At 60.2% G+C, this 14142-nt stretch carries 15 protein-coding genes; 9 read left to right on the forward strand and 6 right to left on the reverse strand.

From position 1 onward, the window contains the following. Nucleotides 1-233 precede the first annotated feature (233 nt). The 3 genes from ACIX8_RS00275 to accD form a co-directional block, all read right to left on the reverse strand. Nucleotides 234-1655, reverse strand: coding sequence for a bifunctional folylpolyglutamate synthase/dihydrofolate synthase (locus tag ACIX8_RS00275; RefSeq protein ID WP_014263298.1), 1422 nt, complete (start codon nt 1653-1655; stop codon nt 234-236). Nucleotides 1656-1958: 303 nt separating this feature from the next. Beyond that, entirely contained in the window at nt 1959-2816 is an 858-nt protein-coding gene (locus ACIX8_RS00280) for a class I SAM-dependent methyltransferase (RefSeq protein ID WP_014263299.1), read from the reverse strand. Nucleotides 2817-2826: 10 nt separating this feature from the next. Continuing rightward, nucleotides 2827-3690, reverse strand: a complete 864-nt coding sequence (gene accD / locus ACIX8_RS00285) for an acetyl-CoA carboxylase, carboxyltransferase subunit beta (RefSeq protein ID WP_014263300.1) — start codon at nt 3688-3690, stop codon at nt 2827-2829. A 152-nt stretch (nt 3691-3842) separates the two neighbouring features. Between accD and ACIX8_RS00290 the strand changes: the two genes are divergently transcribed. From ACIX8_RS00290 to vapC, 8 genes are all read left to right on the forward strand, one after another. Beyond that, on the forward strand, nt 3843-4733 hold the full coding sequence (locus tag ACIX8_RS00290; RefSeq protein ID WP_014263301.1) for a sugar phosphate isomerase/epimerase family protein: 891 nt from the start codon (nt 3843-3845) through the stop codon (nt 4731-4733). Nucleotides 4734-4996: 263 nt separating this feature from the next. After that, complete coding sequence (asnS, locus tag ACIX8_RS00295; protein ID WP_014263302.1) at nt 4997-6346, forward strand: asparagine--tRNA ligase; 1350 nt, start codon at nt 4997-4999, stop codon at nt 6344-6346. Beyond that, nucleotides 6343-6786 (forward strand): hypothetical protein, encoded by a 444-nt coding sequence (locus tag ACIX8_RS00300; RefSeq protein ID WP_014263303.1) that lies wholly within the window; start codon nt 6343-6345, stop codon nt 6784-6786. The genes asnS and ACIX8_RS00300 overlap by 4 nt, the downstream gene beginning before the upstream one ends. A 237-nt stretch (nt 6787-7023) precedes the next feature. After that, nucleotides 7024-7791, forward strand: coding sequence for a hypothetical protein (locus ACIX8_RS00305; protein ID WP_014263304.1), 768 nt, complete (start codon nt 7024-7026; stop codon nt 7789-7791). An 810-nt stretch (nt 7792-8601) separates the two neighbouring features. Next, the gene (locus tag ACIX8_RS00310) at nt 8602-8940 is read left to right on the forward strand and encodes a hypothetical protein (protein ID WP_014263305.1); all 339 of its coding nucleotides are present in this window, start codon (nt 8602-8604) and stop codon (nt 8938-8940) included. 169 nt (nt 8941-9109) lie between these two features. Next, nucleotides 9110-10423: a TROVE domain-containing protein gene (locus tag ACIX8_RS00315; protein WP_014263306.1), complete on the forward strand. Its 1314-nt coding sequence runs from the start codon at nt 9110-9112 to the stop codon at nt 10421-10423. A gap of 127 nt (nt 10424-10550) precedes the next feature. Next, a complete protein-coding gene (locus ACIX8_RS00320) occupies nt 10551-10754 on the forward strand; it encodes a type II toxin-antitoxin system VapB family antitoxin (RefSeq protein ID WP_014263307.1) in 204 nt (67 codons plus the stop codon). A gap of 2 nt (nt 10755-10756) precedes the next feature. Then, nucleotides 10757-11158, forward strand: coding sequence for a type II toxin-antitoxin system VapC family toxin (vapC, locus tag ACIX8_RS00325; RefSeq protein WP_014263308.1), 402 nt, complete (start codon nt 10757-10759; stop codon nt 11156-11158). A gap of 13 nt (nt 11159-11171) precedes the next feature. Here the strand turns inward: vapC and ACIX8_RS25800 are convergent, their stop codons facing one another. Beyond that, entirely contained in the window at nt 11172-11342 is a 171-nt protein-coding gene (locus ACIX8_RS25800) for a hypothetical protein (protein ID WP_014263309.1), read from the reverse strand. Between the two features lie 110 nt (nt 11343-11452). Here ACIX8_RS25800 and ACIX8_RS24270 point away from each other — a divergent pair, with 110 nt between their 5' ends. Next, entirely contained in the window at nt 11453-12427 is a 975-nt protein-coding gene (locus ACIX8_RS24270; RefSeq protein ID WP_014263310.1) for a helix-turn-helix domain-containing protein, read from the forward strand. Between the two features lie 204 nt (nt 12428-12631). On the opposite strand, the gene ACIX8_RS00335 is transcribed toward ACIX8_RS24270, so the two are convergent. Continuing rightward, the gene (locus ACIX8_RS00335) at nt 12632-13123 is read right to left on the reverse strand and encodes a cytochrome P460 family protein (protein ID WP_150110434.1); all 492 of its coding nucleotides are present in this window, start codon (nt 13121-13123) and stop codon (nt 12632-12634) included. Then, nucleotides 13120-14076 carry a heme-binding domain-containing protein gene (locus ACIX8_RS00340; RefSeq protein ID WP_044175902.1) on the reverse strand — a complete coding sequence of 319 codons (957 nt, stop codon included), beginning with the start codon at nt 14074-14076 and terminating at the stop codon, nt 13120-13122. Before ACIX8_RS00340 ends, ACIX8_RS00335 begins: the two co-directional genes overlap by 4 nt. Nucleotides 14077-14142 lie beyond the last annotated feature (66 nt).

Here is a 14142-nt window from a genome sequence, read left to right on the forward strand (position 1 = left end):
CCAAACCTCGCAGAAGGCCCGTGCTTTTGCTTTTCTGGCTTGTCATACCGAGGCGTAGCCGAGGAACCTGCTTCCTCCCGCTCTTAGCTCGTACTACCCAGAAAACATGGGCAAAAAAGCAAAGAGCATGGCCTGTGCCGACATCGTTAAAAACGGGAGGAAGCAGATTCGCTCCCCTCCGGCTACGCTCAGGGTCGGAATGACAACCAGAAAAGCAAAGACCAGAACGACAACTACTCCGCCAGCACCAATGCCCTCAACTCACCCACAAGAAACACCGACCCGGTGGCCACGATCACGCCCTCAGGCGGTGTAATCGCCTCGGCCTGGGCCAAAGCTCCAGGCAGATGCGGCGCGGCATGGGCGGGCACGTCGAGCCTGTGTGCTGCAGCGAGCAGATCGTCCACGCTGGCCGCGCGGGGATTCTGAATCGGCGCAAGAACCACGTGATCGCGCACCCGTGCCGGATCGCCTGAGGTGGAGTCGAAGAGTGGCAGCAGTACCTGTGCCATCTCATCGATCTGCTTGTCGGCGAGGCAGGAGAAGATCAGAGTGCGGGGCATGGCTTCAGGCAGCTGCGCGAGCGCGGCCCGCAGCGTCCACGCTCCGGCGGGATTGTGGGCGACATCAAGCAACAGCGGAGCGTGGCCCTTGCGGGAGGGAATCCACTCCAGCCGTCCCGGCCACTCGGTAGCGCGGACACCCTGCTCGATCGCCGCATTCGAGATCGCGAAGCCGTGGTTCGTCCGCAGCTCGATCGCCGTTGCCACAGCCAGCGCAAGGTTGCGCTGCTGATGCTGGCCTGCCAGTGGCGAGTCGATATGCAGGATCTCGCCATCGATGGAAAGATCGTAGCGATTGGGCGCCAGCGGCGAACTGAGTCCCCTGAACCCTGGGCCCTGAGCCCTATGCCCTGTCTCCAGTTCTCTCGGCGGCAGGCAGCGCGCGGCATCGACCCCGCGCACGTTTTTGGCAACCGCGATCTCGCCGATGACGGCATTGGCTTCGGGATGCTGGGAGAGCGTTACGAGCACGCCATTGTCGCGCAGGATGCCCGCCTTTTCCGTGGCGATCAGGGTGAGCGTATCGCCGAGGTAGTCGGTGTGGTCGATGCCGATATCGGTAATCACCGAGATCAGCGGCTCGACGATATTGGTCGCGTCGAGCCGGCCTCCGAGGCCTACCTCCAGGATTGCGAGCTCGACCTTCTGCTCGCTGAAGTAGAAGAAGGCAGCGGCGGTGAGGATCTCGAAGAAGCTGGGATAGTGCGGCAGCGAGCCAATTTCGACCAGAGCGTTGGCGGCATTGTCGACGCGCGTAAAGCTGTGGGCGAAATCGTCGTCCGCGATCTCGGCGAGTTTGTCCCCGGCGGAGAGGCGGATGCGTTCGTTCACACGCAGCAGGTGCGGCGAGGTATAGAGTCCCGTGCGCAGGCCTGCGGCATTCGAGATCGAGGCCAGCGTGGAGGCGGTCGAGCCCTTGCCGTTGGTGCCTGCGATCAGCACCGAGGCGAAGTTGCGCTGGGGATTACCAAGCGCTTCCAACAGCGCACCGATGTGGTCGAGTGAAAACTTGCGGGGCGGGCCGCCGGTCTTGTCCGTGCGCAGCTCAGGGCCCATGGAGGCTAATTGGTTCAGTGCTTCGGGGTAGGTCACAGTTTCTCCAGCCTTTTAGATGTCGTTCGGTAGCGTAGCGAAGTATTTGTTTTGTCGTTGGTCAGTGCCGCTGCCCGTGTGATTGCTGCTCTTGCTATTGTCGTTGCCCTTGCTTTTCTGGTTGTCATTCCGAGGCGCAGCCGAGGAACCTGCTTTCTCCCGCTTTTAACAGCCGTCTGCACAGGCCATGCTCTTTGAGCTTGCCCATATTTTTCTAGGTAGTACGAGCGAAGAACGGGAGGAAGCAGATTCGCTCGCTGCGCTCGGAATGACAAACTAGAAAAGCAAGAACAAAGGCAAACCTTACCCGCTCTGCGCCACGCACACCCGCCCGCCCTTACCACGCAGCAACAATCCATCGCTCCGCCCGCTGAAGTATCTAGCGGTCAGGGAGGTGCTATCGAGGTCTTCGACCACTCGCAATCCGGCCAGGGCGAGCTCCGTAGCCAGCGCCTCCGGCGTAAAGAATCGCTGAAACGGTTCACCCGACAACGCGACACGTTCGGACATCGAATCCAGCATCTGCTGCTCCACCGGAGGCAGGACCTCACGCGGCTGCGCGTAGTCGAAGATCACCTGGCTGCCTGCGGCAAAACTACCGAGCAACGTGGTCGTCGCACGAAAGGCCTCCAGCGTGAGGTACGGCACCACGCCGAGCCACGCGGTCACCGTCGGCAGGGTGCTGTCGAAGCCCGCGGCGTGCAGTTCTTCCGTCAACGACTGCCGCTCGAAGTCGACCGGGACAAACTGCATCGTCTCGGGAATCGCGATGCCCGCGGCAGCCAGGCACTCACGCTTCCAGGCCTGCGTCGCGGGGTGGTCGACCTCGAAGACCCGCACCTGAGGATGAGGATTGCGATAGGCAAAGGTGTCGAGCCCCGCCCCGAGAACGAGGTACTGTCGCGTGCCGTTGGCAGCAACGCTGTGGGAGAGCGTATCCTCCGCCAACCGCGCCCGCGCAACCATAAAGGCTCGCAACGCCGCCGAAAAGGGGCGCTTAATGCTGTTGGGAGTGCGGTTCAGCTCTTCGCGGTGCTCCGGCCCGAGGATGCGCACGGCGAGCGGGTCGTCAAAGACCAGCGGAGCGTCATCGTGGATCTGGTGTGCGGCGCGGCGCAGGGCTACGCGTAGTGCGGTGCGTGATGGCTGGGCTTCGTGCATGGCTTTGGTACTAAGCCGGAGGCTGCGTGTTGTTGCTCGCCGTCATCCAGTCCAGCGTCTTCGCCAGGTAACTCTTCAGCTCCTTGCGTGGCACGATCGCGTCCAGAAACCCGTGCTGCAGCAGGAACTCAGAGCGTTGGAAGCCCTCGGGGAGCTTCTGCCGGATCGTCTGTTCGATGACGCGCGGGCCTGCAAAGCCGATCAGCGCGCCCGGCTCGGCGATGTTCAGATCGCCCAGCATGGCAAAGCTCGCGGTCACGCCGCCGGTCGTGGGGTCGGTCATCAGAGAGATGTACGGAATCTTTTCGTCGTCCATTCTCGCCAGGCCTGACGACACCTTCGCCAACTGCATCAAGCTGGCGATGCCCTCCATCATGCGCGCTCCGCCGGAGGCCGAGATGATGATGAGCGGATGCCGCGTCGCCAGCGAACGGTCGACGGCACGGGCGATCGTCTCTCCTACCACCGCACCCATCGAGCCGCCGATAAAGCCGTATTCCATCACTGAGAGCACCACGTCCTGCTCGCCGATCCTGCCGACGGCGTTGATGATGGCGTCGTTCAGGCCGGTCTTCTTCTGGGCCTGCGCCAGGCGCTGCTTGTAGGGCTTGAGATCGGTGAAGTTCAGCGGATCGGTCGACCGCAGGTCAAGATCGACCAGCTCGTAACCGGGCTCGAGCAGGTTCTCAATGCGGGAGCGCGCGTCGAACTTGAAGTGGTAGCCGCAGTGCGGGCAGACCTGGAGATTGCTCTCCAACTCGGCCTTCCAGAGCGTCTTGCCGCAGTTGCCGCACTTGGTCCAGAGCCCCTGGGTGCGGACCTCGTGGTCCGGTGTGGGGACGATCTCATGGGTATCGCGCTTAAACCAACTCATCGGCGGGTGCGGCTCCTTCGTGGCTTCCAACCTACGATTGTATCGAAGCTGGCGTTTTTAACGCACAAGAGGCTGCGGTTTCATGGAGGTACGAGGGATTCCCGCTGCAATTCACATCCACTTACACTTCCATGCGGTAGCCTGTATAGCACATGAAACAGGGAATCTCGACTCACGTCTTTCTGGCGCAACGCCTCACGCCGGGGTTGCTCGATGCGCTCACGCGCGGTGGCGCCACCGCCGTGGAGGTCTTTGCCGCACGGCATCACTTCGATTACGCGGACCGCGGCGCCGTGCGTGAGTTGGCCAACTGGTTTCGCTCCAACAACGTCGACGCCTCGCTGCATATGCCGCTCTTCAGCAGCGACGAAGACTCCAACTGGAGCCGCCACACCGCACCTGTCATCAATCTCATCGACCTGAACAAGTCCACGCGCATCGAGGCCATGGACGAGGTCAAGCGCGCTCTCGAATCCGCCGAGCAGATACCGTTCCGCTCCTGCGTGATCCACCTCGGCCTCAAGGGCGACCGCTGGAACACGCGCGCGCTCGACGATTCGATGACCGCGATCGAACACCTCAAGGCCTTCTCCTCGCCGCTTGGCATGCAGTTGCTGCTCGAGAACCTGAACAACGAAGTCGCCACCCCGGCGCACCTGGTGGAGATCGTTCGCGCAGGCCACTTCGACAACGTAGGCTTCTGCCTCGACACCGGCCACGCGAACCTCGTGGAACCGCAGCCCGAAACCCGCGACCAAGAAGCGAAAGACGGCATCGCACAGGCCTTCGAGGACTTTGGCGACCGCATCACGGAGCTGCACCTGCACGACAACCTCGGCAACCGGCCCGAAAACGGCAAGGACGAGCACCTCTGGCCGGGGAGCGGAACGATTGACTGGGATAGCGTCGCGAAGCGGATTGCGGCACTCAAGCAGCCTCCTGTGGGCATCCTCGAGATCGCTCATGAGCTTGGCGAGGATATGAAGCAGATCGAGACGGAGTTCCGGGCGGCTTGGAAGAAGCTTGGGGTGGTGGCGCAGTAATAGCCGTTGTTTTTTTGTTTTTGCTCTTGCCTTTCTGGTTGTCATTCCGAGGCGCAGCGAGTGAACCTGCTTCCTCCCGTTCTTCGGTCGTATCACCAGAAAGCACGGGTATCACTAAAAGAGTGCAGCATTGCCGGAGCATTACGCATGTGCCGGCATGGGCAAAAAACGGGAGGAAGCAGGTTCGCTCGTTTCACTCGGAATGACAGCCAGAAAAGCAAAGGCAACGGCAAATACAAGCCACCGCGTAAACTAGACATCTCATGTCCACCGAAATAAACCCCGCTCCCGTCACGACCATCGCCACCCTCGGCCAGCACGAAGGCCAGACCATCACGCTCCGCGGCTGGCTCTACAACCTGCGCTCCTCGGGCAAGCTGCTCTTCCCGACCTTCCGCGACGGCTCCGGCACCATCCAGGGCATCGTCCCCAAGGCGGCGGTGGCGGAAGAGGTCTTCGAGACCCTCAAGAACCTCACGCTGGAGTCGAGTGTCGTCGTCACCGGCAAGGTCCGCGCCGATAGCCGCGCGCCCAGCGGCTTCGAACTCGACGTCGAGAATGTCACCGTGACGCAGCGCATCGCCGACGAGACACCCTACCCTATCTCGCTCAAGGAGCACGGCGTCGACTTCCTCATGGAGCACCGCCACCTCTGGCTGCGCACCCCGCGCCAGTCGGCGATCCTGCGCGTGCGCGCGACGATCATGCGGGCGGCGGCGGAGTACTTCGACACCAACGGCTTCATCCGCACCGATCCACCGATTCTCACGCCCAATGCCTGCGAAGGAACCAGCGAGCTGTTCGAGATGGACTACTTCGACGACGACAAGGCCTACCTCACGCAGAGCGGCCAGCTCTATATCGAAGCCACGGCGCTCGCGCTGGGCAAGGTCTACTCCTTCGGCCCGACCTTCCGCGCGGAGAAGTCCAAGACCCGCCGCCACCTCACGGAGTTCTGGATGATCGAACCCGAGGTCACCTACCTCGACCTCGACGGCCTGATGGGCCTGGCCGAGGGCTTCCTGACGCACATCGTCACGCGCGTGCTCGAAACCCATCGCGCCGACCTGAAGGTGATCGGCAAAGAGGTCTCCAAGCTGGAAGCCGTTGCCGCCCCGGGTGAGTTCCCGCGCCTCAGCTACGACGAAGCCCACCAGATGCTGGTCGAAGCCCACGCCAAGGGCCTGATCGAAAATGCGCACACCTACGGTGACGACTTCGGCTCGCCCGACGAGACCTATATCTCGAACCAGTTCGATAAGCCGGTGATGGTGCACCGCTACCCGGCCGAGGTAAAGGCCTTCTACATGCAGCCTGATCCCAACGACCCGACCAAGGCCCTCTGCGTGGACGTGCTCGCGCCCGAAGGCTACGGCGAGATCATCGGCGGCTCACAGCGCGTAGACAGCTACGACCTGCTCAAGTCCCGCATCGAGCAGCACAACCTGCCGCTCGCGGCCTTCCAGTGGTATCTCGACCTGCGCAAGTACGGCAGCGTTCCGCACTCGGGCTTCGGTATGGGCATTGAGCGTGCCGTTGCGTGGATCTGCGGGTTAGAGCATGTGCGTGAGACGATTCCGTTCGCAAGGACGCTGAACAGGATCTACCCATGATGAGTGACTACGCCAATCCACCCACTCCCGAAGTGCAACCATCGCATCGGGCAGTGGGCGGATGGCTGCTTTACTTCTGCATTGCGCTCACATTCCTCGGACCGTTCAAAATGGTCCAGATGTTTCAGACGTCAGAGGTCTGGTACATGATGATGATCTATGCCATTCTTGCGCTTACGAGCTTGGTGGCCGGTGTCCTGACTTGGTCCAGGTCAAACGCAGCTTTTCCGTGGCTTAGAATTCACTTGCTGGCACGCCTCTTCTATGGCTTCCTGCAGGTCTATTTCACCCTTCAATACTTCCAACATCCAAACCTCGGTCAGTCAAAAGCCATACAAGAAGCCTTCTACTCCATGATCAACATCTTGGCGTCGATTGCCATCTTCCTCTATTTCCGTATCTCTTCGCGCGTCGACGAAACCTTTGGCAGAAATATTTAGTTAGTGTTGCGGACCTGCAGGCTTATCGCGTTTTGCGACAAGCGCGCATTCATGTCACAGCTCAAGCCGCTCTCGCCTATTGTCTGTGTCTTGCATAAATCGGAAGGGCAGGGTTTCAACCCTGCCACAAATCCCGTGGCGAAGATATCTACCTCGCTGCCGCAGGCCAGAGTGAAGGCGAAGCCGGAACGACTAATCTGCTTTTTGTCGGGCGCTCACGGTGTATTCTGAGCGCCTATGATCCGCCGCTGCCTCCTCGCTGCCGCAATCGCTCTAACGGTTACTTGTACCCTCGCGTCAACGCAGCTCATCCCCACCACCCTGCATCTACCCGAGACTAACGTCAACATCTCCATCCACGTCACGCTCCAGCCCGGTTTCGACAAATCCTTTCACGCGATCCAGTTCCGCATAGACGGCCGCACCTACCGTCTCATCGCGAAGAGCGACCTCCAGTACCTCAGCAAGCCAGAGGGCCCAGGCCTGCAACCTGCCGATCCCATCCGTGGTCTCGTTCTCGATCGTTCACGTCTCTTCTTCCTCGCGCACTACACCTCTGAGGCCAAACCTCATACTCTCCTCTTCTTCATTGGAGACGCCGGGGCCAGCGATGCCGCGCCTGTTCTTGTCGTCGGCTTTCACGAAGATGGTTCGCCCTACAAAGTCCTCGAGCTCGATCAATTCGACACCTCGAACTTCACTCAACTCGAAGATGGTTCGCCAGTCATCATAGGTAAAGCCACTCTCTCGCAAGCCTACTCAGAGGCAAGCAAGGATTCTGTCTACGCCACCACCTACGATCCCTATGCGATTTACATCGTTCACCCGAACGAACCTGCCGAATACTCTCTTGTTGAATCCAAGCGCTATAACCAACTCCATTACGTTTGGGCGGGAACGAAATCGCGAGAAGACATCGCCGTAGTCTTCCACGATAAGAATCACCATCGGCCTTACATCGTCCCGGCGAAGGATCTCGGTAAGGTCTTTCCTAAAACGCAATAATCGTTCCATAAAATAAAACTAAATATTTCTATGAATTCACTTGCCTTTTTCCTGAGTAACTGGCAAAGTAACATCTGCGTAGGAGCAGCCCGATGAAATATCAATCGCACAACACGATGCGTAGGTCCCCAGAGAGAATAAGTCTCTGCGGCGATCGCCGGGCTTTTTTCTTAATCTGGTCCTAGCCCTCGGCGGACGATCCTACGCACAATCGCACGCATAACTAGATCTACCGGGTGGTGAAAGAGGACAGGTACTTCGACTGTCACTCGACCCATACCACTGTCTTCGCTGATTCCCCCGGTAGTCCTGTCAGTGGCGCACTTTATGGCTACTTCTGGCAAATCCGCAAGGATTGGGTTCGAATCCCATCTGCCATGACGGATTATTCCCTGACAGGAATGCGCTTCTCGCGCAGCCGCGGATCTGCGTCTGCACGAGAGTAAGTTCCAGTGGTGATAGAGACGAGTTACTTCCACACCTAACTACGCAGGCCCGGAAGGCCTGCCGGAGAGAAAGACACTGTGGAACGGAGGCGTTGCCTCGAAGCACAAGGTTCCGTAGTTGCACTTACTCCGAACTCGTCTCGGTAGTTCCCTGGAATACGCATCGTTTGCGATAGAGAAAAGTTTGGCCGGTGGCGCAGAGAACAGTTACTTCGCCTATGACGCAGATGGTCGCAGGTTCGAGCCCTGCCACGGGTGTAAGTCCGTGTAGCTCAGTGGGTAGAGCATCTAGTCTGTTCTCGATTTATTCCCCGGCCAATAACCCGTTCCAGCGAGAGGGCTGGTTAGAAAGAAGAGCTTTGTTATGGGCAAGGCCTATGTCAAAGGCGGCACACCGGTAGGTTCGGTGTCGCTATGCAGAACGTGTACGAGTGCGCAGATCATGACCGGCTATCGCGAGTCGGAGTTGATTACGATCTGCGACAACGTTCATCCCAACATCGTAGTTCCGTTCAATATCTATGAGTGCACGGGTTACTACGACAAGAATCGTCCCAGTTGGGACGAGATGAAGAAGCTCGCTATCAATGTGGCTCCCGGTCCTTTGAAACCCGTAGGTTTCAAAGTCGGCATCGGCTTCCGCGAAGCAGCGGTCACTGTCGGAGAACCCGATGAGGACGAGTACGACGATGACGATGATTAACACCTTCGCCGGTGGCGTAGGTAACAGCTCCTTCGGACTAAGGTGTTGCAGGTTCGAATCCTGCCACAAGCGCAAGCTCGTGTAGCTCAACTGGCAGAGCACTTGGCTATGCTGTTGCCACTTTGTTCCCCGGCGATTTTTGTAAGTGCACTTTATAAGGAGGTGCGTGATGAAACTGAACATCCTGAAGTTTGCCCATCTCGCTCGGCCCCGCACCCATGAGGGTGCGCCGGCTGTAGCCATCACCCCGGAGCTTGCGCTGCGGCGCAGCGTGCTCGCCTGCATGCTGTGGGAGAACGAGTTCTATGAGGACGGCGTCGCCATCGCGGGACGCATCCGCGAACTCGTGCCGAAGGTCGCGGCAGAAAAGGTTGCCGCGCTCGCGGTCGAGGCCCGCACGGCGATGAAGCTGCGCCATGCGCCGCTGCTGCTCGTCCGCGAGATGGCGCGCCACGCCACGCACCGCGCGTTTGTAGCGGAGACGCTGGCTCGCGTGATCCAGCGTGCCGACGAGCTCGCCGAGTTCGTCGCAATCTACTGGGCCGATGGCCGTGCACCTCTCTCGGGGCAGGTGAAGAAGGGTCTTGCAGCGGCGTTCCCGAAGTTCGACGAGTACGCGCTCGCGAAGTACGATCGCGCGGGCGTTGTTCGGCTTCGCGATGTGCTGTTCCTGTGCCACGCGAAGCCGCGAGATGCGGAGCAGGCTGCGGTCTGGAAGCGGCTGGTCGATGGTGAGCTTGCGACGCCCGATACCTGGGAGGTCGCACTCTCGGCCAGTGCGGGCGACAAGCGTGCGCACTGGGAGCGTCTGCTTGCAGAGAACAAGCTTGGCGCGCTCGCCCTGCTGCGCAACCTTCGCAACATGAAGGCTGCGGGAGTCGACGAGAAGCTGGTGGTCTCAGCTCTCGGCACGATGAAGACCGATCGCGTTCTGCCCTTCCGCTTTCTTGCTGCGGCGCGTTATGCCCCGCAGTGGGAGGAGGAGCTGGAGGCTGCGATGTTCCGCGCAGTCGCCGAGCGCGAAAAGCTTGTCGGTCACACGGTGCTGCTGGTCGACGTCTCAGGCAGCATGGTCGTGCCTCTCTCTCGCCGTTCGGAGATGCTGCGCACCGACGCGGCCTACGGTCTTGCGGTGCTGCTGCGCGAGATCGCGGAGAAGGTGAGCGTCTATACCTTCTCGGTTGGTGCTGTTCGGGTTCCGCCGCGGCGTGGCTTTGCACTGCGCGATGCGATGGAGGCGAGCCAGCCGCACGGAGGGACGAATCTCGGTGCGGCGCTGGAGGCGGTAAAGGAGAAGTACGACCGCATCCTCGTCATCACGGACGAACAGTCACACGATCGCGTACCCGCGCCGAAGGGCCGTGGCTATGTGATCAACGTAGCCAGCGCGCGCAACGGCGTAGGCTACGGAGCGTGGTCGCACATCGACGGCTGGAGCGAGGCCGTCATCGAGTACGTCCGTGAGTTGGAGCGGGCGGAATAACTAATGGAACCACAAAGCCTTGTGGTGCCTGTCTTAGGTGGGTTGCCTCACTCCTAAGATAGGCACCGGGCATGAATCACTGGCACGAATACACCAAAATATGCCATCCTTACACATCGGAGTCTTCATGCGAACCAACATCGAAATCGACGACCAACTGATGGCCGAGGCTTTGCGTTCGAGTGGTGAACCCACCAAGCGTGCCGCCGTCGAAGCGGCCTTGCGCCTGCTGATCCAAACCAAGGCGCAGGGCGGCATCCGCAAGCTTCGCGGCAAGATTCAATGGGAAGGCGATCTCGCGGAACTTCGCCGGAGCCGCGTTCGGGACTGATCATGGTTATCGTCGACACGACGGTCTGGATTGATTACCTCGCGGGCAGAACCAATGCGCAGACCGCCTGGTTGGATGCCCAGGTAGACCATCAGCGCCTTGGGCTTACGGATCTTATCCTGTGCGAGATTCTGCAGGTGATTCGCGCTGATGCCGATCTCAAAAAGGTTCGTCGCGAACTCTCGCGCTTCGAAGTCTTTTCTACGGGTGGGGAGACTCTTGCAGTAGCCTCGGCGCAGAACTATCGGGCACTGCGGCGTCGCGGTATCACCGTTCGCACGACGATCGACTGCCTCATCGCCACCTTCTGCCTCCGCGAGGGGCACTCGCTATTGCATCATGACCACGACTTCAATCCCTTCGAGAAGCATCTTGGATTGCGCGTGGTTCACCCGGTGACATAGGGCCGCACGATGACTAGTGCAGGCCCCGCGTAACCAGAAAAATAAACAAGGCTATAACGCCCCCGACCGTCCCAATCAGCCCTGTCGCGATAAAGATCGTCGCGCCGCGCTTTTTCTCAGGAGTGGGTGGGGTAATGCCTACCGTGATGATGAAGCCATCGACAATGCCCTGGATGAGACCCATCTTCGTGTACCTCAGTTAAAGAGATAACGGATCGCATCCTAAGCCATCGCTCCGATCTTGCTGCGGCTTGACGATTCTTGCGGGAACTATGATGGAGCAGGAGACAGCCAATGCCTCGGCCCGGGAAAATAGCGGACAGCAGGACGCGGCAGGACGCAGGCCCGCTTGCGTCTCCTTCTTCCGCAAAACCCGATCTCCCCTCCGCGAAACGGGTATCCGTGCTGGTCGGAACGAGGTCCGTACCGCTCCTTCCCGGCCGGCCGCTCATCGACAACTCGCGCTCGCCCTGGACCGGCCTGGTGATGGAGAAGCACCGTCTCGGTGCCGTCGCCATCCCCGTGCATGAGCACGATACCTTCTGCCTGCACCTGCAGACCAGCGGTCCGGTCGAGATGGACTGGAACTCCTCCGGGCGCAGCGGGCGGGTGCACTCGGGTGTGGGAAATCTCATCTTTCTCAGCCCCGGAACGCGCGACAGCATGCTTTGGCACGGCCCCTCGCAGCGCATCGTCACCTCCATCCAGCCGGCGCTGCTGCGGCAGGCCGCTGAGCAGATGGAGCTCAAAGGCCTGTACGACTTCGACAACCAGTGGTCGTTTCAGGACGAGCAACTGCAGCTTCTATTAACAGAAATGGATCGTGAGATGGCTGCGGGCTGGCCGATGGGTTCTCTCTACGGCGACCTGCTGGGGATGTCCCTGTCGATTGCGCTGATCCGCAAGTACGGACACACCTCGTCAGCGCTGGTTCCGCTGAAGGGCGGCCTCTCCCAGCCGCGCCTCAAGCATGTGCTTGCCTATATCGAAGAGAGCCTCGACCGCGATCTTCGTTTGCAGGATCTGGCGGAGCTGGCAGGCCTGAGCCCCTTCCACTTTGCGCGTTCCTTCCGGCAGAGCATCGGTGCGACGCCGCATCAGTACATCGTGCAGCGCAGGGTGCAGCGTGCGAAGGAACTTCTGCTGCGGCCGGAGTGGAGCATCGAACAGGTCGCCTCCGCCACGGGATTTGCAGGCGCGAGCCAGTTTTCGAGGGTCTTTCGGCAGAGCGCGGGCGTTACGCCGACGGAGTGGCGACGAAAGGTTTAGCTTTTGTTTTTCGTCGTCATCCTGAGCCGTAGGCGAAGGACCCCCGCATTGGGGTAGCCACGTATGCTCTAGGCAGGCAAAGAGCGCGACAGATGGTGCCTGCATAGGCCGTATTCGCTCTCTCCGGCATCGTGCAAAATGCGGGGGTCCTTCAGCTACGCTTCAGGATGACGACGAAAGGCAAGATTGTCGGTAGTACAAAACCTACGGCATCACCGCAGCCCGTTGCGCCAGCAGATACGCCGTACGCTCGTTCGGTGTAACACCCGCTTCTTCATCCACCTGCTTCAACGGCGAACCCTCATATCGCTGGTAGGTAAAGTGCTGGTCCGGAGCGATCGTCACATACTCGACCGACTTCGCCGCCGCCGGAATATTCCCGCCAAACCAGCGCGGATCTTCCTGCTGCGTCCACGTCACCACCGACAGTGCCGACCCGGCAGGATAGCCCGACTGCGCCCCCGTCCGGGCATATTGCACGGCAGTATCGTTGCCGTAGAGCGTCGACATCGTTCCGGCGTTCTTGTCGATCCACGAGGTAATGACGCGGTTCTGCAGGGGATTCGAGGGCAACTCACTGCCCAGCATCGCGTTGGTGTTCAGAGCCGTCACCACGCGCGGATTCGTTTTGGTGCAACCAGCAAGACCGCACATCAGAACTACACCGGGAGCTAACAGCATCAGTCGCACTCTCACTGTTGACCTCCCAGCGGCATCGTGTAGACGTAGTCGTTTGGACGTACCGGTTCATGGCAGCCGATGCACTCGTTGGTGAAGTCTGCGTTCTTGCCATAGGGTTTCAGGTCCATGCCGCGCCAGCGACCCCAACCCCAGCCTTTGCTTGAGGCGTACTTCTTGCTGTCGCGAATCATGAGCTCCACCTGGATGAAGGCGCCGGTCTGTACGGCTCCCTTGCCATCCGGCTGCTGGGCCCATGCGACCTTGGCGAAAGCTGTGCCATCCGGCCACGGATTGATGTGGTGCTCGGCGATGGCCTTGATCGCAACATCGTTGCCCAGGATCTCGCGCATCGTGTGGTTGTCGGGGCGATCGGTGCTGCTGATGGCCTTCCAGTTCTTATAGTCCGGCAGGAACTCGACGCCGTTGAACTCGGCCTGCACCTTCAACGGCGCGCCACTGGCTGTGATCCAGCCCTTGTACTGTGCATCAGCCGCACTGGTATCGGCTGCCGGAGCCGCACCCGCGGGCGGCATCAGATAGTCGCGCAGCACCTTCAGGTTCTCGGCCGAAACCGCGGCCCCCGGATGTACCCGCAGATACGACGGCAGCGGCATCGCGCCCATCTGAATCATGTTCACGGCTTCGAACAGCGCGCCCTTCTGCTGGGCGGCGGGGAGCTTGCCGATCTCGGAGAAGTTCAGGTGCGCCCGCGCCTCCTTTACGTCTTTGTTCACAAGCCAGTACGCGGGCACCACCTGGTCGAACCACGGCAGCTTCGTCTCATTGGAGTGGCAGCTATAGCAGGACTGCCGCAGCACAGCGCGAACCTCCGGCGGAGCCTGAAGCTCCGCCGTGACCGGAGGGTTGGTCAGCGTGGGGCGAACAAATTGCAGGCCAACAAAGACCAGGCCCGCAATCAGTGCGATCCAGAGAACAGCTCGAACTCGAGCCCCATACGCCGATGCCATGCCGAACCTCTCATCTGGTGAATCGTAGTCAGATCAAATAGACGGCTCGATCGCAGGAATAAGATG

This window comes from Granulicella mallensis MP5ACTX8, from assembly GCF_000178955.2.
Lineage (GTDB): Bacteria > Acidobacteriota > Terriglobia > Terriglobales > Acidobacteriaceae > Granulicella > Granulicella mallensis.

Excerpts from the sequence above, each read along its gene's own strand:
- ACIX8_RS00280 (WP_014263299.1), bottom strand. The coding sequence starts at position 2,816 with ATGCACGAAGCCCAGCCATCACGCACCGCACTACGCGTAGCCCTGCGC.
- accD (WP_014263300.1), bottom strand. The coding sequence starts at position 3,690 with ATGAGTTGGTTTAAGCGCGATACCCATGAGATCGTCCCCACACCGGAC.
- ACIX8_RS00290 (WP_014263301.1), top strand. The coding sequence starts at position 3,843 with ATGAAACAGGGAATCTCGACTCACGTCTTTCTGGCGCAACGCCTCACG.
- asnS (WP_014263302.1), top strand. The coding sequence starts at position 4,997 with ATGTCCACCGAAATAAACCCCGCTCCCGTCACGACCATCGCCACCCTC.
- ACIX8_RS00300 (WP_014263303.1), top strand. The coding sequence starts at position 6,343 with ATGATGAGTGACTACGCCAATCCACCCACTCCCGAAGTGCAACCATCG.
- ACIX8_RS00305 (WP_014263304.1), top strand. The coding sequence starts at position 7,024 with ATGATCCGCCGCTGCCTCCTCGCTGCCGCAATCGCTCTAACGGTTACT.
- ACIX8_RS00310 (WP_014263305.1), top strand. The coding sequence starts at position 8,602 with ATGGGCAAGGCCTATGTCAAAGGCGGCACACCGGTAGGTTCGGTGTCG.
- ACIX8_RS00315 (WP_014263306.1), top strand. The coding sequence starts at position 9,110 with ATGAAACTGAACATCCTGAAGTTTGCCCATCTCGCTCGGCCCCGCACC.
- ACIX8_RS00320 (WP_014263307.1), top strand. The coding sequence starts at position 10,551 with ATGCGAACCAACATCGAAATCGACGACCAACTGATGGCCGAGGCTTTG.
- vapC (WP_014263308.1), top strand. The coding sequence starts at position 10,757 with ATGGTTATCGTCGACACGACGGTCTGGATTGATTACCTCGCGGGCAGA.
- ACIX8_RS25800 (WP_014263309.1), bottom strand. The coding sequence starts at position 11,342 with ATGGGTCTCATCCAGGGCATTGTCGATGGCTTCATCATCACGGTAGGC.
- ACIX8_RS24270 (WP_014263310.1), top strand. The coding sequence starts at position 11,453 with ATGCCTCGGCCCGGGAAAATAGCGGACAGCAGGACGCGGCAGGACGCA.
- ACIX8_RS00340 (WP_044175902.1), bottom strand. The coding sequence starts at position 14,076 with ATGGCATCGGCGTATGGGGCTCGAGTTCGAGCTGTTCTCTGGATCGCA.